This window comes from Marinitoga hydrogenitolerans DSM 16785, from assembly GCF_900129175.1.
Lineage (GTDB): Bacteria > Thermotogota > Thermotogae > Petrotogales > Petrotogaceae > Marinitoga > Marinitoga hydrogenitolerans.
In genome coordinates, this window is record NZ_FQUI01000009.1 from 38,523 (window position 1) to 59,258 (window position 20,736).

Here is a 20,736-nt window from a genome sequence, read left to right on the forward strand (position 1 = left end):
ATGAAATTAAGTGCTAACCTTAAAGGAGCTTTATTTACTTCCTTATATTTTTTCCTGTTTGTCAGTATAGCATTTATATCAAAAGATGTTTTCGCAATAATAATATTCACAATGGGGTTTGTCTTAGCTATAAATTTAATTGCCAAAGGATTAAATCGCTTAAAAATTCCCATGAAAATAGCCGTTGTAATATCTTTGATTGGATCTTTATTTTTTCTTTATCTTTTACTTGTTCTGCTTATTCCTACAGTAATTAAAGAAATAAGTAATTTTATTGTTTTTCTCAATGATTTTTTTCAAAAAGCACAATGGAAGGTTTTATTACAAAACCAACCTGAAAATATTGTTGATAATATAGAAAATTTCATGAATTCCTTACAACCTAAGTTAATAGATTTACTTTCTAACTTTATCGAATTAATTCCAACTTATGGTCAAAAAGCATTTACTTTTTTATTCTTTTTAACTATTGGAACTATATATTTTAGTTTTTATTTCGATTATTTTAAAGAGAAACTTCAATATCTTTATCCAAAATCTTTGAGAAAATCTGCAAATGAATTTTATAACGAAGCTTTTAATCAAATTGAACATTATGTTGTTGCAACATTACTTGCTTCTGCATTTGTTGGTATTTCAGCTTTTTTAGCTATGTCATTTTTGGGAATAAAATATCAATTATTATTAAGTTTTTGGGCTGCTGTCACTAATTTTATACCTGTCATAGGTGTCATTTTAGAATTTATTCCTATGATAATTGTTGGTGTTTCAAGTGGTTTAACAACAATGTTATTATTTTTAGTTATTATGTCGATAATTCACGGAGCTGCTTTTATTATTTTTATTGCTATTATGAAAGATTATGGTAGAATAAATCCTGTAATAACTATATTTTCTCTATTAGTCCTCGGCTCTATTATTAGTCTTACTGGTGCTTTGATTGCTGTCCCTACTGCTATGATAATAAAAGTATTCTGGCAAATTTATATTAAACCCGAACTTGAGAGGAGCTAACAATGAAGAAATATCTTCTTTTTCTTTTTTTATTAATAAATATTTTAAATTTTTCCACATCTATTGAAGATATTAAAAATCTTTCAAAAATGCCAAATACATTAAATCAAGCATGGGTTCAATTTGTAAAATATATTTCAGAAAACCCAAATGATCCATCTATTGGTATCTTAGGAGAAATTTTATCTGCTAAAAAATACTTTTATGAAAATTATAAAAATGCTCCTTTCCTTAACTCTTTAATACAAGAAAATTTCAATAAATTTTGTAATTCTCTTGGTTTATATAATGGAAATTTAAATGAAGAGGAAACCCAATTAATATTAAAGATTTTCCCAAAAATCCCATTAAGTATAAAAAGAACTTTGGAAACAGGTATTATTGAATTAAATTCATATAAATATTTTTATAAATTAGATGGTTTAAATAAATATATATCTCCTTTTACATACCAGGGGTTTTTACAAATATTTGTAGATAAATCTATTAAATCTCCTGTTTTTTTGGATAAAGACATGGAAAAATTTGTTGTCACTTTTGTTCCTAAATCTAAAATAGCAGAAATAAACAACATTTTAAATAATTCTACTTATTTCCTTGATGAAAACAATTATCTTGGGGCATTTAAATTACTCGACTTTTTAAGAAGAGAAGGAATTATTAATACTGAAGAGTTACAAACATATTCATTATTAAAAAAATATTTCGATTTAAAAGCTCAAATTGGCGAATTATCTTCAAATATATATATTGTTGAATTAAATAGTTTAGAAAATTTTACCCAAAATATTTTAAATATAACTGAGCAAACATTAAATTTAAATATTGAAAAAAATACATTGTATACCCTATTAACCGGAATATTAAAAACTATAAGAATTAGAATTGAAAGTTCAAATAAAATAATATTTAAAAAACCACCTGATAATATCGATAAGTTAATAGAAGATTCTCAAGAACCATTAAAAACTGAACTTATAGAATTAAAACAAACAATTTTAAATTCTGTAATTAATAAAAAGGATACATCAACTGTTGCATCTAAATCAAATATTGCAACCAAAACAGAAAAAAATGAAAAAAATAATGGATTAGTGATATATTATGCTATTATTTTAATTTTATTTTTAATATTTATTTTCCTTATACCATATTTTATTCTTTCACATAAAAGTGTAGAATTTTATATGAAACTAAAATTATACAAAATCGCCTTAAAAATAACAGAAAAGATGATAATAAAGGATCCTAATGATTATAAAACTTATATATTAATGGCACGTATTCTCGAAGAATTAGATGAAGTTGAGCAAGCTATGATGGCATATAAAATGGCTCATAAAAAAAAACAATCTCAACAAAATTAAACAAATGATTTTTCAGGTGGTGATATTTTGAATATTCTTGGTATAGATGCTTCAAATAAAGGACTTTTAATAGTTTTAAAAAAGAATAATTCTGTTTATTACAAAGAAAACTTTGAAAAAAATTCAGGGAGTTATATTATAGCATTAATAGATGAAATATTAAAAGAAAACTCTATAGATTTAGACAATATCGATTTCTTCGGATGTTCTGTAGGACCTGGATCTTTTACTGGAATTAGAATATCCATTGCGTCTTTACAGGGATTGCTTTTTAAAAAAAATAAACATGTTGTTCCTGTAATTTCTACAGAGGTTTTGTTTAATAGCTATAATGGAATTCATAAAAATAAAAAAATAGCCATTTTAAAAAGGGCTCGCGTTGATGCTGCTTATGTTCATATTTTCGATAAAGGTAAAACTGTTTTCCCTCCTGCTCTGGTGTCTATTGATTCATTAAAAGAAATCATTAAAAATTCTTTTTTACTTGGTGATGAAAGCTTATATTTTAAAGAAAAATTGAATCTTAATAATGAAATTTTATCATCAAATTTTTCTATAGACTCATTTATCAATTATATTGAAAACAACAAAGATAAAGCTATCTTGGCAAAAGATTTGAAAATATTATATCTTCAAAAACCTCTTGCTGTTGAAAATTTTGAAAGAAAAAAACAAATGAAAATTGACGAAGATATTTATAATTAGAAGATATTTATAATTAAATATTTCAACCTTTAAAATGAAAATCTAAAAACAGATGAACAAAAAATCCTATTGTCAATGACAAAGATAAAAATAGAGCATTATAATCAATAATATAATAACTATTGGTTTTTAAAATATACATTATTATTCCAATTATTATACCTGTAATTGGGCTATGCCATTTACCTCTATGCTTGGTTATATAATTAAATAATATTCCAATTAAACTCCCTAAAATTATTCCAATTATTATATATAATGTTTTTATTATATATAATCTAAATGGGAAAAACGAAAAAAAATCAAAGTATCTTCTAATTTTAAAAACTATATATATTCCTATTCCGACTAATAATATTCTAAAAATCTTATTTATTAAAGAAAATTTATGATCCACATCTGGCAAATCCGAACCAAGCACAAAAAGAAAAAAAGATATTAAAATTATTGATTCATCCGGGTAAAAGGCCTTATTTGCTATATCTAAAATAAAGGAATATAGTAGAAAATATGTAGGATAAAATAATATTCCTGTGATTACATGTGTTTTAAAGTTTGGCATAATATTTCTCCTTTCAATTAATTATTTAAGATAAAAAATAGCCCTAAGGGCTATTTTTTGTTAAATAATTTTTTTACTTGAGATACGTCTTTTACTTTAGTTGCAGAAATGTTTTCTTTCATTATACTTTCGTACACTTCTTCTCTATATATCTTAAATTCTCTTGGCCCCTCAAATCCCAATTTGATTGCATTACCTTCTATATTTAGAACTTTTATTTTTAATATTTTGTCATCAATCATTATAGTTATTCCCTCATCATTCTTTCTGGATAGTACTAACATAATTATGCACCCCTTTCTTTATCAGGTGCCTGTTTTTTTATAATTTCATCGCTTCTCGAAATTTCTTCTTTTACATTATGTTTCAAATGATAATTTTCATTTTCTAAAATTAACTGAACACCTTTGTTGTTCACTTTAGAAATAATTATTGGTGCTTTTAAATTTACTGTGATATTATCAGGATCACCATGAGGAATTGTCATTATTGTAAATATTTTTACGTCCTCCGGTTTTTTAATTTCTAAATATTCAACAATATCTTTTGATAAGTCAAATGTGTAATCAACCCTCACTAATACAGGATCTATTACTGGAAATGTTATTTCTGGATTTTCTAAAGATAATAACCATTGTATGGGAAATGTTTCTTTTGAAAAATGGATATAAAATTTTTTAAGATTTTCAAATCCTGGTATTCCGCTTTCAAATATTATTATTTCGTTATCTGCTATTTCTAATTCACCAAATTTTGTGTTATATTTACTTTTATTTTGAGAAATCTTAGAAACTTGTTTTATTTGCCTTTCAAGAACCTGTTGGCTTATTATTATCTCATCTCTTATATTATGTTTTATAGATAAACTTTCATCATCCAAAATATACTGAATGCCTTTATTAGTTTTTTTTGAGATGATTAGAGGTGCTTTTAAATTAACCGTAGCATTTTCAGGATTTTCATGAGGTATAGTCAATATTGTAAAGACTGCTGCATCATTATCATCATTTATCCCCAATTTACTTACAATCTCTTCTGGAACCTTTATCTGATAATCTACTCTTATTAATTTAGGCTCTATTATTGGTAGTGAAACAAGTTCATCTTCTAATGATAAAAGCCACATTATTGGATATGTTTCTTCAAGTGTAAGTATAACAAACCTTTTTAAGTGCTCAAATCCTGGTATCCCATCTTCAAAAATAATAATTTCTTTATCTTCTACTTCAATTTCTCCTATCCTTGTTTTATATAATCTTAATGCCACTCCAAATCTCCTCCCTATCTAATAAAATCCACAAGGGATTGTGGTAATATTTGTGCAGTTGTCTTCAATGCTGCTTGTAAAGTCGTTTGTTCAAGTGATAAATCACTTAATGCTTTTGTTAAATCGGTACCTACTAATTCATTAATAACATCTGTATTATTATCTATTACTTTCTCAAATCTTTTTTCCATAGATTCTAACATATTATCTACACTTCCAACCCGAGCCAAATTAGCATTTACTTTATTTAAAATGCTATCCAAAGAACCCAAATCTCTTTCTATATTTTCATTATTTCCACTTTCAACAGAACTTATAAGTCTATCTAATATTCCAAACACAGTTTCGCCTGAATCTGTTTTAAAAATGTCGTATACTGTTACACCATATTCAATATCAATGTGTTCAAGAGGAAGTTTCGCTCTTATATTTGCTTCTTGTGGAGTGTTAATAACAACTGATTCATTTTCTTTTCTTACTGGTGGCAAATCTGTCTTCGCTCCACCAAAAATATATTTACCCCCAATTTGTGTATTTGCTAATTTATATAGATGCTCTTTTAGCTGTTTAAGCTCAATAGCAATATTATTTCTGTCTTCAACTGTTTGGGTATCGTTAGCCGCTTGAACAGTTAACTCTTTTATCCGACGATTAACATTCTGCATTTCCTGTAATGCTGTATCATAATAAACCAACACAGATCTTGTATTTTTTATATTATCAACATACTCATTTAACAATCTATTTCTACTCATTAGATAACTGGATTTTCCAGCATTCAACGGATCATCCGAAGGTTTATTAATTCTTTTTCCCGTTGTTATTTGCACACTTAATTCTTCTCTTCTTAGCATTGAATTCCTAATATTGTTTATTGCATTATTTGCAATCATGCTTTGCGTAATTCTCATAACAATCACCTCATCAATCCATTAATTATCCTATCGAGCATGCTATCAACAACATTAATTACCTTTGCTGCAGCATTAAATGCTTGTTGATATTTAATCATATTGGCCATTTCTTCATCTAATGAAACTCCTTTTACACTTTCTCTTTGGTTGAGATATTCTGTTCTTAAGCTATCACTATTTATCTCCATTCTTTTTGCTTTTTCACCAGATAATCCAACTTCTGTAATCATATCGGAAATATAATCTTCAAAATCGTGCTTCCCATCAGAAAATAATTTCGTACTTTTTAGTAAATATCCTTCTTCCCAAAGAGTTGAAGAATATTCACCCGAAGGAATTATAGTATCAATATCACCATCATTGTCAGAATCTATTCGTTTGCCTAAATCCATGGCTAACATATCAGGATTATTTAACAAATAATCTTTAACCTTTAAATTTTTAGCTACGTCTATTGTATCAGACAAAATAAATTTAGACGCATACTTTAATTTATTTTCTAGTGTATTCGAATCATAATCTGGATTTAATAACGTAAAATTTTCAGAGTATGGTTGCGTACTATCTTCATGCTTCCATAACCCTAACAATTCAAATAATTTTTCAGAACCTTTGATTTCTGCATTTTTTAAGTCATAGTTTATTGTTTTATCAGCTTTCAGAACAAACCTTCCACCTGGCGTATAAAATGCTAATACTCCTGTGTTTGTTTCATTTATTTTTTTTGTTAAACTCTCAAGTGTATCTCTATGAAAATCTATATTTATCTTTTTTCCCTGTATTGAAATAAATGATCCAAAATCAAGAAAATTCATTCTCCATTTTAAATCCTCATCTGATTTTAGCGTTAATTTCGCACTTTGTGTATTTGTTGCCCATCCTTGATTCACCAATTTATTTGCTGCAGAATCTTCATCATAATAAAAGTTTTCTATTTTTATACTACTACTTCCTACGTTTATCTCAATACTATCAATATTTTCCCAGCTAAATGTATTTCCATCTGCACCTGGTAATATTTCAAATTCCTCACCATTTTGCACTATTTGAAATTCGCTATTGGATCCTATCGTGACACCGTTTAAGGAAGATTTTTGAATAGTACTTGTATATTGTGGTGTTGAATCTTTATAATTTATTTTTATAGCTACATTGTCAGTGGGTAAATATCCTGATAAATCAAACATTTTTGTTTTATATGCATATAATCCAAAAGAATTTTTTAAAGAATTTTGAGATGTATCAAGAACTGATAAATCTACAGAGTTAGAATTCATTTCGTGTAACATCCCATTAGGATCATCAATAATTATATTTTTCATATCGCCATAAGCCTTATCTGTTGGTACTATATATAATTCATTATTCCTGACAAAGGCTCTAACAAGCTTTAATCCACCATCATTATTTCCATCGCCATCTGCATCAACATTTATTCTCTGAGCTATTTCATTTAATGTTGTGACCCCCTGCAAATTAAGTGTTTCTGTATAATTACCCGGTCCTTTAAAAGTCATTATTCCTTGCATTGATGTTGATGGAATATCTGTCCATTTTAAGGCTTCGATATCTTTTGTAGGTATTCCCATTTGTTTAAATATATTTCTATTAAAATCTATTATTAAACGATTATCTAAAGAGGAACCACCTTTGTTTGCAAAGGTTAATAATCCACCATTTTGCACACTGTATTTATAATTAAAATCTCCTCTAAATTTACTGCCTACACTTAAATTATCTAGAGTTTCTCCAGAATTTATCGTTGCTACATAATCACTATTATCTTCAAAACCATTTTCGATATTAATTAATTCTCCACTGCCTATATCAAAATTAACTTTTATATCATTTATTGTATTTTGGTTGAACTTAATATAACTATCAACATAATTTTTAGGTTCTCCACTTAATAATATATTTCCTGCTATCCTTCTTAATTTATCTGTTTCTAAGTTTCCAGATTGTAATTCATTAAAAAAGTTCATTCCTCTTATTGTACCTGTTAAATCATAACCTTCTTCATGAATAAGATTTAATGTATCATAAAATGTGGCTGCTAATTCATTTAATCTATTTAACTGCTCATTTATAACCTTATCTCTTAATTCAATTGTAGCACCTAAACTTCCGTTTTTTATATTCATGATTCCATTATCTACAAAAACATAGTTTTTCCCATTAACCTCTTTAATGCTTAATTTTTTATATATTTCCCCATTTAATATTTCATGATTTTTTAAAATAATACTTATTTGACCATCTTTTTTTTCTTTCACAGTAAAATTTAACTTCTCTGATAACTCATCTAATATCGCATCTCTTTTATCCAGTAAATCATTAGCTTCTATATTTTGAGTTTTCAATTCTTTTATTTGTCTATTTAGATTTGATAATTCACTTAACTTTGAATTTATATCTTTTAGTATATTTTCAACATCATTATTTAAATTGTTTTTAACACTTTCTATATCTGAAAATAAACTACTCATTTTATTTGAAAGTTCTTGTGCTTTATATATTAATTCTCTTTTGTTTTCCGGAACAGTTGGTTCTGATAATATTTTATGAACAGATCCCCAAAATTCATCAAATGCTCTTCTAAAACCATCTTCTGATGGCTCACCATAAAGCGATTGTATATAATTAAGGTTTGAATTCATTGTTTTCCAATATCCATAATCACTATTATATTTTCTATATTGAACATCTAAAAATTGATCTCTAACCCTTTCTATAGATTCAATTTTTGAACCTGTCCCTAATTCAAACCCACCATAATTAATAGTGGCATTTGTTGAGATATTCACTTGTCTTCTTGAATAGTTGGAATTATTAACATTGGCAATATTTTGAGATACTGCATTCATTGCCACTTTGTTTGAAAATATTCCAGAAATTCCCGTATTCAGTGTATTAAATAATGACATTATATCACCTCATCAACCCTGCCAGTTTGCTTTACTTTGGTCAATTGTCTTGTTGTATATTCCATTTTTATTGTAAACTGGCACAGTGTTCTCAGAACCCATAAATAGCTTTATTAATATATCGTTGTATTCAATTCGCGCCTTTAATAACTCTTTTAAAGTGCTATTTAATGAAGAAATATCCATAAGCTTTTCTGATATTTCCTTAAGTATTTTTGCTATCTCTTTATCTTTTTTATCAAAATATTTTATAAAATCCTTTAATGTATTTTTTAAAGCCATTTGTGAAGCAAAATTATTAAAGATTTCAATTCTCTGTTTTTCAATTTTTGACAAATTCAAAGCATTTTCACTAATTTTTGATACAACAAAATTTAATGATTTTATTTCATCATTATTCAAAATACCATTTTTTAATTTTTCCATATAATAAAAAAGATCCACGAGGATATTTAACTCCTCGTGGACTATTTTTTTTATATCAATATCTGACATTTTAGAGACCTCCAAGCATTTTCTCCGCTATTTTGTCCGCATCTATTTTATATAACCCCTGTTCAATGGCCTGGCGTAACTCTTCCACGAGGTTTTCCCTGACTTCAGGGATTTCATTCCTGGCCATTTCTATGTATTTTTTTGATGAACCATCAACTGAAACTTTTACAGGAGAGATATCCTGTTTTATTATTCTCTCTTCATTGGAGGTTTTCCCTATTTTATTTTCTTTCTTTAACGTTTCATTTTTTATATACTGCTGATATACCCTATTCAATTTATTTATATCCATATTAAACACCTCCAAAAAACTTATCACTATATTTATCGTCTAAAAAATGCCAGATATTAATTTTATACTCTAACCTGTATTCCCAATTCTTCTTTCAATCTTTTAATTGTTTTTTCTGCTATTCTATTTATTTCATCGTCTGTTAATGTTCTATCTTTAGCTCTATATGTTACAGTTATGGTAATACTTGTTTTACCTTCTTCGATATTTTTACCTTTATAAACATCAAATATTTTTATTTCTTCCACTAATTTCTTACCCACTTTTTGTATAATGTTTTTTATATCAAAGAACGTTATTTTATCATTAATTAGCATTGAATAATCTCTTCTCATAGAAGGAAATTCAAATGACGACACATTTTTCTTTCTTTCTTTTTTCGCTTCATACATTTTTTCTATATTTATCTCAGCTATATAAACTGGTTGATTGATATCATAAATATCTTTTGCTATATCTTTATCTATTTTACCTATAAAGCCTATTTCTTCGTTATTTACAATAATCATCGCACTTTGCGAATGCGACATACCTTTTGCATTGTATCTTTTATATTCTGCAGTTATTCCAAAATAATCAAATAAATTATCTAAAGCTCCTTTAAATGTATAAAAATTAACATTTCTTTTATCTGTATAATCATATGGATTTTCTTCACCAATACCAACAAAAGCTAATTTTTCTATTTCTTTCACACCTGTTTCTGAAGTATCATCTTTCAAGAAACTTTTTCCTATTTCAAATAATTTAATATTTCTGCTCTGATTTCTGAAATTATATGAGGCCGATTCCAAAACTCCATATACAAGAAGTGGTCTCATTGTCGCAAGTTCCGAAGATATTGGATTTTCTAAGAATATTTCACCCTTTTTCAACCACATTCTTGAATTATCCATAAAAGCAAATGTGAATGCTTCATTATACCCATTTAATCTCATTACTTCAGATACTTTTTCTCTGAATTTTATATAATCAGAAATACCTCCTATCATATTATTAAAAGGTAAAACTGATGGTATGTTATGATATCCATATATTCTTCCAATTTCTTCAACCAAATCAATTTCATCTGTTATATCTGGTCTTGATGTTGGTATTGTTACCTCAAACTTTTCTTCCAATTTTTTATTTTCAAAATCTAATCTATTTAATATTTTTTCTACATCATCTGTTTTAATAGAAACTCCCAATCTTTCATTTAAGTATTTATTTCTTATATATACTTTTTTAGGTTTTATATATTCAGGATATACATCTGTCATAACAGACGCAACTTTTCCATTTGCTAATTTGTGAATTAAATAGGCCAATCTCGACATTACTAATTCTACATCGTTTGGATCTACCCCTCTTTCAAATCTATATGAAGAATCTGAAGATATTTTATGATATCGAGCACTTTTCCTTATATTAACAGGATCAAAATACGCCACTTCTAATAACACCTTTTTTGTATTTTCATTAATCCCAGAATCCTGTCCTCCCATTATTCCACCGAGAGCTAATATCTTTTCTCCATCTGTTATTAATGTTTCTGTCCCATTTAACTCATATTCTTTTTCATCTAATAATTTTACTTTTTCACCCTTCATTGCCTTTCTAACAACAATCTTATTTCCTATTAAATCCATATCAAAAGCATGGACAGGATGTCCTGTTTCTAATAGCACATAATTTGTTATGTCTACAACATTATTTATACTTCTAATACCAGCAGTAGCTAATTTTTTTACTAACCATGAAGGTGATGATTTTATTTCAACATTTTCCATTACTAAAGCAGCATATCTTTTACATCCTTCATATTCAATATAAACCGGGAATCCTTCACCTTTTTCTATATTTAATATCTCAGGATATTCAAAATTTTTTGCAACGTCTATAGCTATAAACTCTTTTGCTACACCAAAATAAGAAAGCAAATCAGGTCTATTAGGGAATATTTCTATATCTATAATATCATCTTTTAATTTTAAATATTCTACGAAATCTGTTCCTAATTTTATTTCTTCTGGAATTTTATACACAAATTCTGATTTTTCTTCCAATCCCAGCTCTTCTAATGAACACATCATACCTTCAGACATTATGCCTCTCATTTTTCTTGATTTTATTTTAAAATTACCAGCCAAAACAGCCCCATCTATAGCGACTGGTACCAGATCATTCTCTCTTACTGATTTATCTGCAGTTAATATTTGCAATACTTTATCTCCTACATCCACCTTACATATAACTATTTTTTCTGCATTTGGATGTTCGTTAATTTCTATAATTTTCCCTACTATAACACCTTTAATATTTTCTCCAAGGTTTTTAACCCCTTCAACATTTGTTGAATGCAATTTAATTTTATCAACTAATTCTTCTGTTGAAACTTTTAAATCTATATATTCAGAAAGCCAATTTCTTGATATATTCACTCCTACTCCTCCTTTATAAACCTAAAAATCTCATATCATTTCTATAAAATTCTCTCATATCAGCAATTCCATGCTTTAACATAGCTATTCTTTCAACACCTGTACCAAAGGCAAACCCTTGCCATATTTCTGGATCATAACCTACGTTTTTCAATACATTAGGATGAACTAATCCTGCACCTAATATTTCTATCCACCCTGTACCTTTACATACATTACAACCTTTTCCACCACAGAACATACAATCCACATCTACCTCATAACCAGGTTCAACAAATGGAAAATAACTTGGCCTTAATAATACTTTTCTTGAACCACCAAAATACATAGTTAAAAACTTTTCAAGTGTTGCTTTCAAATGTCCAACCGTAACATTTTTATCTATATATAAACCTTCTATTTGATTAAATGCTGGTGAATGTGTTGCATCTGGCTCATCTTTTCTATAAACCCTTCCCGGTGAAATTATTGCTAATGGTGGTTCATGAGTTAACATTGTTCTTACTTGAACAGGGGATGTATGTGTTCTTAATATGATATTATCCTTTATATAGAAAGTGTCTTGCATATCCCTTGCAGGATGCCATTCTGGAGTGTTTAAAGCATCAAAGTTGTGCCATGTTGTTTCTATTTCTGGACCTTCCACAATTTTATAACCTATATTTGAAAAAATCTCATAAACCTCTCTTATTGTTTGTTTTAATATATGTTCATATCCTATTTTCCTTCTTGCTCCTGGCAATGTTATATCTACCCAATTCTTTTTTTCCTCTTCTTCTTTTATTTTTGATTTTAAATTTTCAAAAGCTTCATTTAAAAGCTCTTCAGCTTCTTTTTTTATATTATTCACAAAAGCACCAAATTCTTTTCTTTTCTCTTTCTCTACTTTTGAAATTTGCTTCATTAAGTTTGAAATTTCACCTTTTTTACCAAGAAATTTTGACTTTAATACCTGAAATTCTTGAATATTTTTTACTTCATTAACCTTTTCTTTTAATTCATTTAAAATTTTTTCTCTTATTTCGTTCAATTTTATTTTCCTCCTTAATTCTAATTGTTTTTGTATAAAAAATCGACATATAATTATATATTATATTAAACATTGCCATTAAAATCAAAATCATAAGTACTATAAAGAGGTCATTTACAAACATTGCTGCCGATATAAAAACAGCATAACTCAAAATATCTATATATATTTTGTTAAATATTGATCTAAAAAATACAGCTCCAATTGCATAAACAAAATATACATATAAAAAGTTTATATCTTTTAAAAATGAAAACGCTATAAAAATAAAAGATAATATAACACTCAAAAAAATTAAAAATCGCTGAAAAAAGTTTTTATAATAATGCAATATAAATAAAGTTAAATTATTTTTATCAAAAACAGAAAAAAGAGTACCTCCAAAAAATATAACAGAAAAAAATACAAGCCCTAATATTTTTAAATAATAATTATATATATCTGGAGCTTTTAAATCTTTTTTTTCAATAAAGTATGGTTTTACTATCTTATTTAATTTAATCGATGTGTCATATAAAAATACCTTTAAATCTTTTAAAATCGTATTAAAATATTTACTCTCTTTTGGCAAATATATTTTTAATATATTTTCCTCTAAAACTAAAACAGCTTTTGCTTGTTTTGGAAATTCTTTTGAAAATTTCAAATTTTCACTTTCTATAGGGAAAGAACCATAATATAAATATGGTTCTTTTTGAAATATATAATTAAAAATTATTTGAGATAAAGATAAAAAAACAGAAAATGCAATTAACAATATTATATATATATTTATCTTTCTTATTATCATAACTACCTCACATTTAATTCTCTTTTTTTCAAAAGTAAGGGTATATATTTTCCTTCGACTTCGTTTATATTTTCAATTTCTTCCATATTATCCAACCGTTTAATAAAAGTTCCTTCTTCCAATACCATTGAATTACCATTTTCATCAATTACTTTATCGCACACAGCCTCTAAAAATTCTTTTGAATTTGTTATAACCATAATATTTTCTTTGGATAAATTTTTTTCTATCTCTAAAGAAACTTTCAATATTTCATCCATATTTATATCTTTTGCAGAAATTATAGTTATTTTTCTATTTTCAGTTTTTTTCTTTATTATTTTTAAAATATTTTTTTCATTCCATAATTCTGAAGATACAACATGGAAAATTCTCCTACTAAAATAAGATAAGTTTTCTGCATCCATGCCTTCTAAGATATATTCTTCTGTATATTTTTTTGGTTTAATTATTATTTTAAGTAAATTGCTCAATAGTTTATCTGGATTTTGCGTATATATTCCAATTTTTTCACCAACAGAAATTTCAATATCTGGAAAATTTATTTTTGAATTAAATATTTTTAGCATAATATCAGACATAAAACCATCTCCATTAAGAAGGTATAAAGTTTAAATAATCATATATTTCAATCGCTTTAAAATGTGAATTATATAAATCCACATCCTTCAAATTTTCAATAACATTTAATAATTTTTCTCCTTTAAATTTTAATATTCCACCTTTATAAATGCCATATTCAGAATTCACACTAATATTATTATTAATGGGATTAAAATAAGTAATACAAAATTCAAATAATTTAGGATTAATATTTAATTTTTTTTCAATATTAAAATCATAATCTGTTATTTTAATTTTACTTTTGAATGATAATTTTCCTAAAGCTCTTAAAAAAGATGTGTGGATTAAAAACTTTGCAAAAATCTCCTTATCTTTTTTTTCTATTATAAACGTATAATCTGTTAAACTATCTCCTAATACTATAGGCACTATGACTTTACCGTTATCTTTTAACTGTTCAATCCAAATTCTGGGAATTCCATCAACAGCTACTGTTGAAAGTATTACATCAAATTTCTCTTCTTCAAAACCATAGTATCCATCACTATTCAATATAACTATGTTTTTATAGTTTTTTAGATTTTCTTTCGCAATATTATAAACATCTTTTTCTGGTTCAGTAGTTATCACAAGACCTTTCTCTCCTACTATTTCTGCCATAATCGCTGCATTATACCCTGTACCAGTTCCCAAATCTAAAACTTTATATCCTTCATTTAAACCAGATTCCTTAAAAAACAAAGCCATTAATGATGGTTGACTTGAAGTAGAAAGAAAGGTTTTTCCGTAAAACGTTGGTATTGCTTGATCAGAATATATAGAATCAATAGAAATTCCACTCAAAACAAAATTTTCTCGTGGAACCTTTTCAAATGCTTTTATTATTTTTTCATTTAAATTATCGATTTTTCTTTTTATAATCTCTGTAAGATATTTTTTCAACATTTTACTTTTTCTTTAATTCTAAATATTTTTTCCAATCTTCATTAAATCTTTTTATACCTTTATCAGTTAAAGGATGGAAAAATAATTTTTCTAAAACACCAAAAGGAATTGTTGCTACATCACATCCTAATTTTGCTACTTCTACCACATGATACGGATGTCTTACACTTGCTGCAATAATTTGTGTATCAAAGTCATAATTATAATAAATTTGCAAAATTTCATTTATTAATTCTAATCCTTGATTTCCAATGTCATCGATCCTTCCAATAAATGGACTTACATATGTAGCTCCAGCTTTTGCTGCCAACAAAGCCTGTAACGGGCTAAAAACAAGTGTTACATTTGTTTTTATACCTTCTGAAGATAGTGTTTTAACAGCCTTAATTCCATCTTGAGTCATTGGAATTTTCACAACAACATATTCACTCAAAGTTGCTAAATGTCTTGCTTCTTTTACCATATTATCATAGTCCATTGAAACCACTTCTGCACTAACTGGACCCTTTACCACATCACAGATCTCTTTTACCCTTGTTTCAAAATCTATATCTCCTTCTTTTGAAACTAATGTTGGGTTTGTTGTTACACCATCTATAATTCCCCAATTCTTTGCAATTTTTATTTCTTCTAAATTTGCAGTATCCAAAAATATCTTCATATATATCGCCTCCTCTAATTCTATTATATTATAATTATATCACAAAAATATATTGTTTTTATATAAAAAAAATGAGATCAAAATGACCTCATTTAGCTTTACTCAATTTTAATTCCACATTTCTGATCCATAAATCAGCGGTTAATGTTTTGTACTTATCACTTCCAAAAGTCCAAAAAATAACTCTTATGTATTTAACATTTTTATTATTAACAATATCATTTACATTAAAAGATATATGAAAATCCTTAGAATCTTTCAACGGCATTGGATTTATCCATACATATTCTTTAAAAGGATACTCTGATGAACTCCATACAAAAGATATTTTATCAACACTTTCTTTTTTATCATTTAAAAAAGAAAATATAATCCCTGCTATACTATAACTTTTTTCTGGCAACACTTTACTTTTAGTTACTAATCCAACAATTTCCGCTGAAAAATCCACAAAAGAATTTACACCATATGGTAATTCAAAATCTTTATATAAATTATTTTCAGAATACCCTTTTTTGTGAATCCTATACCATATTGTATTTTCAAAAGTAGTCAATTTCATATAATTCTCGTCTTCTCTTCTACCTCCAATTTTCCAATAACTATAATCTTTTGGTAAAAAATATGAAAATGTATGTGATTTTTCAAATAATTTTATTTTACTTTTTCCATAATTAATATTTCCTGACATTTCTATTTCCGCCATATCTACCATACTTATATTTCCATTTTCATTATATATTTGTTCTAAAGAATCTTTAACTCCATCTTTTATAATGATTATTCTTTTATCTGAAATTTCACTTATATCTTTTTCAGGTGAAACTATTTCATTTTTATATTCTTCATCTTTTGAATAATTCATTCCTTTATAAACCATATTTCCTATAACATAATATGTTTCAGAAAACATCATATATGGTATTATTAATAAGAATAAAATTAAAAATCCTTTTTTCATTATATCCCCTCCTTGAGATTTTCTATTATATTTTATCGTCTATTTGATTCAAATATTTAATTTTAGTTTTCAAAATACTTTGTGATATAATATATTGAAAAAACTATTTGTTGTAGGTGATATTGTGAAAAAATCCATAGTTTTCAGTAAACATTCTGAAGAAATACGAGTTGCCTTGCTTGAAGATAATAAATTAATGGAAATATTTTTTGAAGATTTAGAAATCGGAAAACTGTCAGGAAAAATTTTTTTGGGTAGGATTGAAAATGTTGTTCCTGCTTTAGAATCATTTTTTGTTAATATTGGCACTAAAAAAAATGGTTTTTTGAGATTTAAAGATACTACTGTGGATCCAAATTCTTTGCGTAGAGGTTCTTTTATTATTGTTCAGGTAAAAAAAGACGGAAATACCAGAAAAGGTCCTCAATTAACAATGAGAATTGACATTCCTGGAAGATATATTGTTTATATGCCTTACGGTGAAAATAGCATTGGCATATCTAAAAAAATCTTTTCATCTAATGAAAAGGACCGATTAAGAGAAATCGGTGAAATCTTAATTGAAACAGAAGAAGAAGGTTTAATTTTTAGAACAAACAGTGAAAATGTTGAGTTTGAAACAATTAAAAACGAATTTTATAATCTAAAAAATATATGGAATACTATTTTAAAAAAATCAAAGACATATAATAAACCTATATTATTATTTGAAGACGAAAATTTTGTTCAATATATATTAAGAGAAAAATTGGATAATAATACAACTGAAATAATCACTGATGATATTGATTTATTTAAAGAATTCAGCACCTTAAAAGAACAATATCCCACTTTAAAAATAAGAAAAGTGGATATTGATGCATTTTCATGGGCAAATATTTATCAACAACTTGACGATATTTTCTCAAGAAAAGTAGAACTCCCAAATGGGGGTGTAATTACAATTGATAAAACAGAAGCCTTAACAGTTTTTGATGTGGATTCTGCGAGCAATGTGTTAGAAAAAGATGTTGAATCTACATCTTTTATGACAAATTTGGAAGCTGCAAAAGAAATCGCCAGACAATTAAGACTCAGAAACATTGCAGGTATCATTTTAATAGATTTTATAGATATGAAAGATAATTATCATAAAGAGGAAATAATAAATATTTTCAGAGAAGAATCTTTAAAGGATAAAGCAAAAATATATATATCTGGATTTACAAAATTAGGTTTATTAGAACTATCTAGGAAAAGGACAACTCCTTCCATTGATGCTTTATTGTTTACTCAGTGCCCAATATGTCAGGGTACTGGAAAAATTGCTTCTCCAAGAATTGTTTTTAGAAGAGCTATTAAAGAACTAGAAGAATCTTTAGAAGATTTGAAAAAGAAGCATAATATAAAAGAGGTTTATGCCAGCGTATACCATAACCTATCCGGTTATTTTACAAAAGAAAAAAAGAACGAAATTGAGAAAAATTTTGATGTTAAATTATACATTGACTTTAATTGGCCAGATCCTAATTCATATAATATAAGATATAGAAAATAACGGGGGAATTCTATGAGAATACAATTTCAAATAAGAGAAAAAATGCTTCCTATGTTTGAAATTGAAAAAAAACAGGATATACTAATCATAGGTGGTATAGAAGTTCTTATAAAATCTATCCTTTCAATTCCGAATATTTCATTGGAAATTAATGGTATTGGAACAAAAATTGCTTTGCATCTAAAGAAATTAGGTCTTAATCCTGTTATTTTTGATTTTTTGGGAAATGATGAATTTTTAGATTTAATTAATAAGTATTTTTCTCAGAACGATATAGATCTTTTTTTTGCTCGACAACCTTATGGAACAAAACGTGTGTTAAAAATAATAAATAATGATATTGAAAGTGTATATAAAGATTTTAGAAATATTGAAAAAATTGATTATAATTTTTCATTAAATATATTATCTGAAATATATAATCAGGTAAGAAGTGTTTATTTGATTCTTCAAAACTGGAACAATACCTTAGCCAGAAATATTAAATTAATAGGGAAATTCTTATTCCTTGATTTTGAAGAAAGTCTTATTATTCCAGAAGATAAAGAAATATTTGGAGATTTTATATTTACCAATGAACATGTTAATTTAAAGGATAATATTCATTATATCTATAAAATAACTTTCCTAGAAAATGGAAAAATTAAATTTAATTTTTCCGAAGAATCCTGGGAGATAGAACCTTTTTCTGAAAAAAGAAATTTTTTATTTGAAGCAAAATGCGCCTTTAAAAGCGTTATAATAAACTCTTTATTTGATGGAAAAACATTAAAAGATACTTTATTATTAGGGAATATCGCTTATTCTTATGCTTTAGAAAATAATGGCAAATTCATACCTAAAAGACTTCTATTTGAAGAATTTTACAAAAGAAAGTGAGAAGCTATTTTACTTCTCACTTTCTTTGAAAAAGTCTATGATTTCATCTGCAACTTTTTCTTTTTCTATATCATTCACAACAACATGAGGACTTTTTTCGAGAATAATTGTTTTGACCTTTTTTGTATTAATGTTACTTTTTATAACATTTGCAACTTTTAAAGGAACTGTTCTATCTCTTTTTGAAACTATTATTAAAGTATCGCTATTTATTTTTTTTAATCTTTTTCTTGCTAAACGCTGTAATTTATACAAATCAGCCCCTTTAGATGGCCAATCATAATCCCAATATTCTCTTGCTAAATTATTTAAACCATCTTCATAAAATTCCTTCTTATTTTTCTTTATTTTTTTCATAAATAATTTTATTACAGGAGTTAATTTTAATCTCCAATCTGATGCTTCCAATGCTGGTGCAGCTAATACTATTTTATCAGGATTAAATTTCGAAGCCAATAATAAAGTTAAAACTCCACCCATAGATAATCCTGAAATATAAACCTTTTTATACTTTGATTTTAATTCTATATATGAATCAACAACCTTTCTTAACCAATCCTTCCAATTGCTATTTAAAAAATCTTTTGCATTTGTTCCATGACCTGGCAATCTCGGAACATGCACTGTATATCCTACTTCATTTAACCTTTCAGCTAAATAATACATATCATGTGGTGATCCTGTATATCCATGAATTAACAATACTGCTATGTCTCCACCTTCTAAAAGTAAAGGATAAGATTTTTCATATACTATTTGAGAGTTTTCAGGAATATGATCTAAAAACATATTCATCCACCTTTCTTGATTTTTTATACATATAAATACATTTCATTTTATTATACCACTTTTCCTCTAAAGTTTTAAAAAACATAGACGAAATATATAATGGTTGAAAAATATATTATATTTCACACGGAGGTGAAATTATGAGGATTTATCACAACATGGAGGCTTTAAATGCATGGAGAACGCTTAACACTGTTAAAGGTGAGATGGGAAAATCTTTAGAAAAACTTTCTTCAGGGTTAAGAATTAACAGAGCAGCAGATGATGCAGCAGGGTTGGCTATCTCTGAAAAAATGAGAAACCAGGTTAAAGGTTTAGACACAGCAGTTAGAAATGCTCAAGATGCAATTTCGATGATTCAAACAGCAGAAGGTGGAATGGATGAAATACATTCTATATTAAAACGTATGAGAGAATTAGCAGTACAAGCATCAACAGATACAAACACAGATGCAGATAGGGTACAATTACAAAACGAATTCACAGAATTAAGAGACGAAATCAACAGAATAGCAAAGACAACACAATTTAACACAAAGAATTTATTAGATGGTTCATTAAAAGAAACAAGAAAAGCAGATGCTAAAATCGTTTCTCCTGGTTCCGCTCATTTT

The 20,736-nt window shown here is 26.7% G+C and carries 21 protein-coding genes and 1 pseudogene; 6 read left to right on the plus strand and 16 right to left on the minus strand.

The window, feature by feature from the left end; translation table 11 throughout:
* Genes BUA62_RS04090 through tsaB form a run of 3 tightly spaced genes read left to right on the plus strand, consistent with a single transcriptional unit; the run spans position 1 to position 3,086 of the window.
* Positions 1 to 1,014: an AI-2E family transporter gene (locus BUA62_RS04090; protein ID WP_072863721.1), complete on the plus strand. Its 1,014-nt coding sequence runs from the start codon at positions 1 to 3 to the stop codon at positions 1,012 to 1,014.
* A gap of 2 nt (positions 1,015 to 1,016) precedes the next feature.
* Positions 1,017 to 2,381: a tetratricopeptide repeat protein gene (locus tag BUA62_RS04095; RefSeq protein ID WP_072863723.1), complete on the plus strand. Its 1,365-nt coding sequence runs from the start codon at positions 1,017 to 1,019 to the stop codon at positions 2,379 to 2,381.
* 27 nt (positions 2,382 to 2,408) lie between these two features.
* Positions 2,409 to 3,086 (plus strand): tRNA (adenosine(37)-N6)-threonylcarbamoyltransferase complex dimerization subunit type 1 TsaB, encoded by a 678-nt coding sequence (gene tsaB / locus BUA62_RS04100; RefSeq protein WP_072863725.1) that lies wholly within the window; start codon positions 2,409 to 2,411, stop codon positions 3,084 to 3,086.
* 22 nt (positions 3,087 to 3,108) lie between these two features.
* Here tsaB and BUA62_RS04105 read toward each other — a convergent pair whose 3' ends face one another.
* The 15 genes and pseudogenes from BUA62_RS04105 to BUA62_RS04175 all read right to left on the minus strand — a co-directional run bounded on the left by BUA62_RS04105 (position 3,109) and on the right by BUA62_RS04175 (position 16,917).
* Positions 3,109 to 3,648, minus strand: coding sequence for a metal-dependent hydrolase (locus BUA62_RS04105; protein WP_072863727.1), 540 nt, complete (start codon positions 3,646 to 3,648; stop codon positions 3,109 to 3,111).
* A gap of 50 nt (positions 3,649 to 3,698) precedes the next feature.
* On the minus strand, positions 3,699 to 3,932 hold the full coding sequence (locus BUA62_RS04110) for a carbon storage regulator (protein ID WP_072863729.1): 234 nt from the start codon (positions 3,930 to 3,932) through the stop codon (positions 3,699 to 3,701).
* Between the two features lie 2 nt (positions 3,933 to 3,934).
* Positions 3,935 to 4,432 (minus strand): flagellar assembly protein FliW, encoded by a 498-nt coding sequence (fliW, locus tag BUA62_RS11915; protein WP_072863772.1) that lies wholly within the window; start codon positions 4,430 to 4,432, stop codon positions 3,935 to 3,937.
* Positions 4,433 to 4,504: 72 nt separating this feature from the next.
* Positions 4,505 to 4,915: pseudogene (gene fliW / locus BUA62_RS11920) on the minus strand (flagellar assembly protein FliW); the annotation flags it as partial.
* Positions 4,916 to 4,929: 14 nt separating this feature from the next.
* The gene (gene flgL, locus BUA62_RS04125) at positions 4,930 to 5,826 is read right to left on the minus strand and encodes a flagellar hook-associated protein FlgL (protein ID WP_072863732.1); all 897 of its coding nucleotides are present in this window, start codon (positions 5,824 to 5,826) and stop codon (positions 4,930 to 4,932) included.
* 5 nt (positions 5,827 to 5,831) lie between these two features.
* Complete coding sequence (gene flgK, locus BUA62_RS04130) at positions 5,832 to 8,756, minus strand: flagellar hook-associated protein FlgK (RefSeq protein WP_072863734.1); 2,925 nt, start codon at positions 8,754 to 8,756, stop codon at positions 5,832 to 5,834.
* A gap of 12 nt (positions 8,757 to 8,768) precedes the next feature.
* A complete protein-coding gene (gene flgN / locus BUA62_RS04135) occupies positions 8,769 to 9,251 on the minus strand; it encodes a flagellar export chaperone FlgN (protein ID WP_072863736.1) in 483 nt (160 codons plus the stop codon).
* 1 nt (position 9,252) lies between these two features.
* A complete protein-coding gene (flgM, locus tag BUA62_RS04140; RefSeq protein WP_072863738.1) occupies positions 9,253 to 9,543 on the minus strand; it encodes a flagellar biosynthesis anti-sigma factor FlgM in 291 nt (96 codons plus the stop codon).
* A 62-nt stretch (positions 9,544 to 9,605) separates the two neighbouring features.
* Positions 9,606 to 11,966, minus strand: a complete 2,361-nt coding sequence (pheT, locus tag BUA62_RS04145) for a phenylalanine--tRNA ligase subunit beta (protein ID WP_072863740.1) — start codon at positions 11,964 to 11,966, stop codon at positions 9,606 to 9,608.
* Positions 11,967 to 11,979: 13 nt separating this feature from the next.
* Positions 11,980 to 12,996: a phenylalanine--tRNA ligase subunit alpha gene (gene pheS / locus BUA62_RS04150; RefSeq protein ID WP_143148320.1), complete on the minus strand. Its 1,017-nt coding sequence runs from the start codon at positions 12,994 to 12,996 to the stop codon at positions 11,980 to 11,982.
* The gene (locus BUA62_RS04155; RefSeq protein ID WP_072863745.1) at positions 12,965 to 13,786 is read right to left on the minus strand and encodes a hypothetical protein; all 822 of its coding nucleotides are present in this window, start codon (positions 13,784 to 13,786) and stop codon (positions 12,965 to 12,967) included. Before BUA62_RS04155 ends, pheS begins: the two co-directional genes overlap by 32 nt.
* Positions 13,787 to 13,788: 2 nt before the next feature.
* Positions 13,789 to 14,367: a hypothetical protein gene (locus BUA62_RS04160; RefSeq protein WP_072863747.1), complete on the minus strand. Its 579-nt coding sequence runs from the start codon at positions 14,365 to 14,367 to the stop codon at positions 13,789 to 13,791.
* Between the two features lie 13 nt (positions 14,368 to 14,380).
* On the minus strand, positions 14,381 to 15,295 hold the full coding sequence (locus BUA62_RS04165; RefSeq protein ID WP_072863749.1) for a methyltransferase domain-containing protein: 915 nt from the start codon (positions 15,293 to 15,295) through the stop codon (positions 14,381 to 14,383).
* 1 nt (position 15,296) lies between these two features.
* The gene (fsa, locus tag BUA62_RS04170) at positions 15,297 to 15,956 is read right to left on the minus strand and encodes a fructose-6-phosphate aldolase (RefSeq protein ID WP_072863751.1); all 660 of its coding nucleotides are present in this window, start codon (positions 15,954 to 15,956) and stop codon (positions 15,297 to 15,299) included.
* Positions 15,957 to 16,044: 88 nt separating this feature from the next.
* On the minus strand, positions 16,045 to 16,917 hold the full coding sequence (locus BUA62_RS04175) for a hypothetical protein (protein ID WP_072863753.1): 873 nt from the start codon (positions 16,915 to 16,917) through the stop codon (positions 16,045 to 16,047).
* 124 nt (positions 16,918 to 17,041) lie between these two features.
* Here BUA62_RS04175 and BUA62_RS04180 point away from each other — a divergent pair, with 124 nt between their 5' ends.
* Together BUA62_RS04180 and BUA62_RS04185 are read left to right on the plus strand one after the other, a co-directional pair.
* Positions 17,042 to 18,454: an Rne/Rng family ribonuclease gene (locus tag BUA62_RS04180; protein ID WP_072863755.1), complete on the plus strand. Its 1,413-nt coding sequence runs from the start codon at positions 17,042 to 17,044 to the stop codon at positions 18,452 to 18,454.
* Between the two features lie 12 nt (positions 18,455 to 18,466).
* Entirely contained in the window at positions 18,467 to 19,333 is an 867-nt protein-coding gene (locus tag BUA62_RS04185; protein WP_072863757.1) for a hypothetical protein, read from the plus strand.
* Positions 19,334 to 19,342: 9 nt separating this feature from the next.
* Here BUA62_RS04185 and BUA62_RS04190 read toward each other — a convergent pair whose 3' ends face one another.
* The gene (locus tag BUA62_RS04190) at positions 19,343 to 20,122 is read right to left on the minus strand and encodes an alpha/beta hydrolase (protein WP_072863759.1); all 780 of its coding nucleotides are present in this window, start codon (positions 20,120 to 20,122) and stop codon (positions 19,343 to 19,345) included.
* Positions 20,123 to 20,262: 140 nt separating this feature from the next.
* Here BUA62_RS04190 and BUA62_RS04195 point away from each other — a divergent pair.
* Positions 20,263 to 20,736 (plus strand): flagellin N-terminal helical domain-containing protein (locus BUA62_RS04195; RefSeq protein WP_456152287.1); only part of this gene is annotated, 474 nt, incomplete at its 3' end.

Excerpts from the sequence above, each read along its gene's own strand:
- BUA62_RS04090 (WP_072863721.1), top strand. The coding sequence starts at position 1 with ATGAAATTAAGTGCTAACCTTAAAGGAGCTTTATTTACTTCCTTATAT.
- BUA62_RS04095 (WP_072863723.1), top strand. The coding sequence starts at position 1,017 with ATGAAGAAATATCTTCTTTTTCTTTTTTTATTAATAAATATTTTAAAT.
- BUA62_RS04105 (WP_072863727.1), bottom strand. The coding sequence starts at position 3,648 with ATGCCAAACTTTAAAACACATGTAATCACAGGAATATTATTTTATCCT.
- BUA62_RS04110 (WP_072863729.1), bottom strand. The coding sequence starts at position 3,932 with ATGTTAGTACTATCCAGAAAGAATGATGAGGGAATAACTATAATGATT.
- flgL (WP_072863732.1), bottom strand. The coding sequence starts at position 5,826 with ATGAGAATTACGCAAAGCATGATTGCAAATAATGCAATAAACAATATT.
- flgK (WP_072863734.1), bottom strand. The coding sequence starts at position 8,756 with ATGTCATTATTTAATACACTGAATACGGGAATTTCTGGAATATTTTCA.
- flgN (WP_072863736.1), bottom strand. The coding sequence starts at position 9,251 with ATGTCAGATATTGATATAAAAAAAATAGTCCACGAGGAGTTAAATATC.
- flgM (WP_072863738.1), bottom strand. The coding sequence starts at position 9,543 with ATGGATATAAATAAATTGAATAGGGTATATCAGCAGTATATAAAAAAT.
- BUA62_RS04155 (WP_072863745.1), bottom strand. The coding sequence starts at position 13,786 with ATGATAATAAGAAAGATAAATATATATATAATATTGTTAATTGCATTT.
- BUA62_RS04160 (WP_072863747.1), bottom strand. The coding sequence starts at position 14,367 with ATGTCTGATATTATGCTAAAAATATTTAATTCAAAAATAAATTTTCCA.
- BUA62_RS04165 (WP_072863749.1), bottom strand. The coding sequence starts at position 15,295 with ATGTTGAAAAAATATCTTACAGAGATTATAAAAAGAAAAATCGATAAT.
- fsa (WP_072863751.1), bottom strand. The coding sequence starts at position 15,956 with ATGAAGATATTTTTGGATACTGCAAATTTAGAAGAAATAAAAATTGCA.
- BUA62_RS04175 (WP_072863753.1), bottom strand. The coding sequence starts at position 16,917 with ATGAAAAAAGGATTTTTAATTTTATTCTTATTAATAATACCATATATG.
- BUA62_RS04185 (WP_072863757.1), top strand. The coding sequence starts at position 18,467 with ATGAGAATACAATTTCAAATAAGAGAAAAAATGCTTCCTATGTTTGAA.
- BUA62_RS04190 (WP_072863759.1), bottom strand. The coding sequence starts at position 20,122 with ATGTTTTTAGATCATATTCCTGAAAACTCTCAAATAGTATATGAAAAA.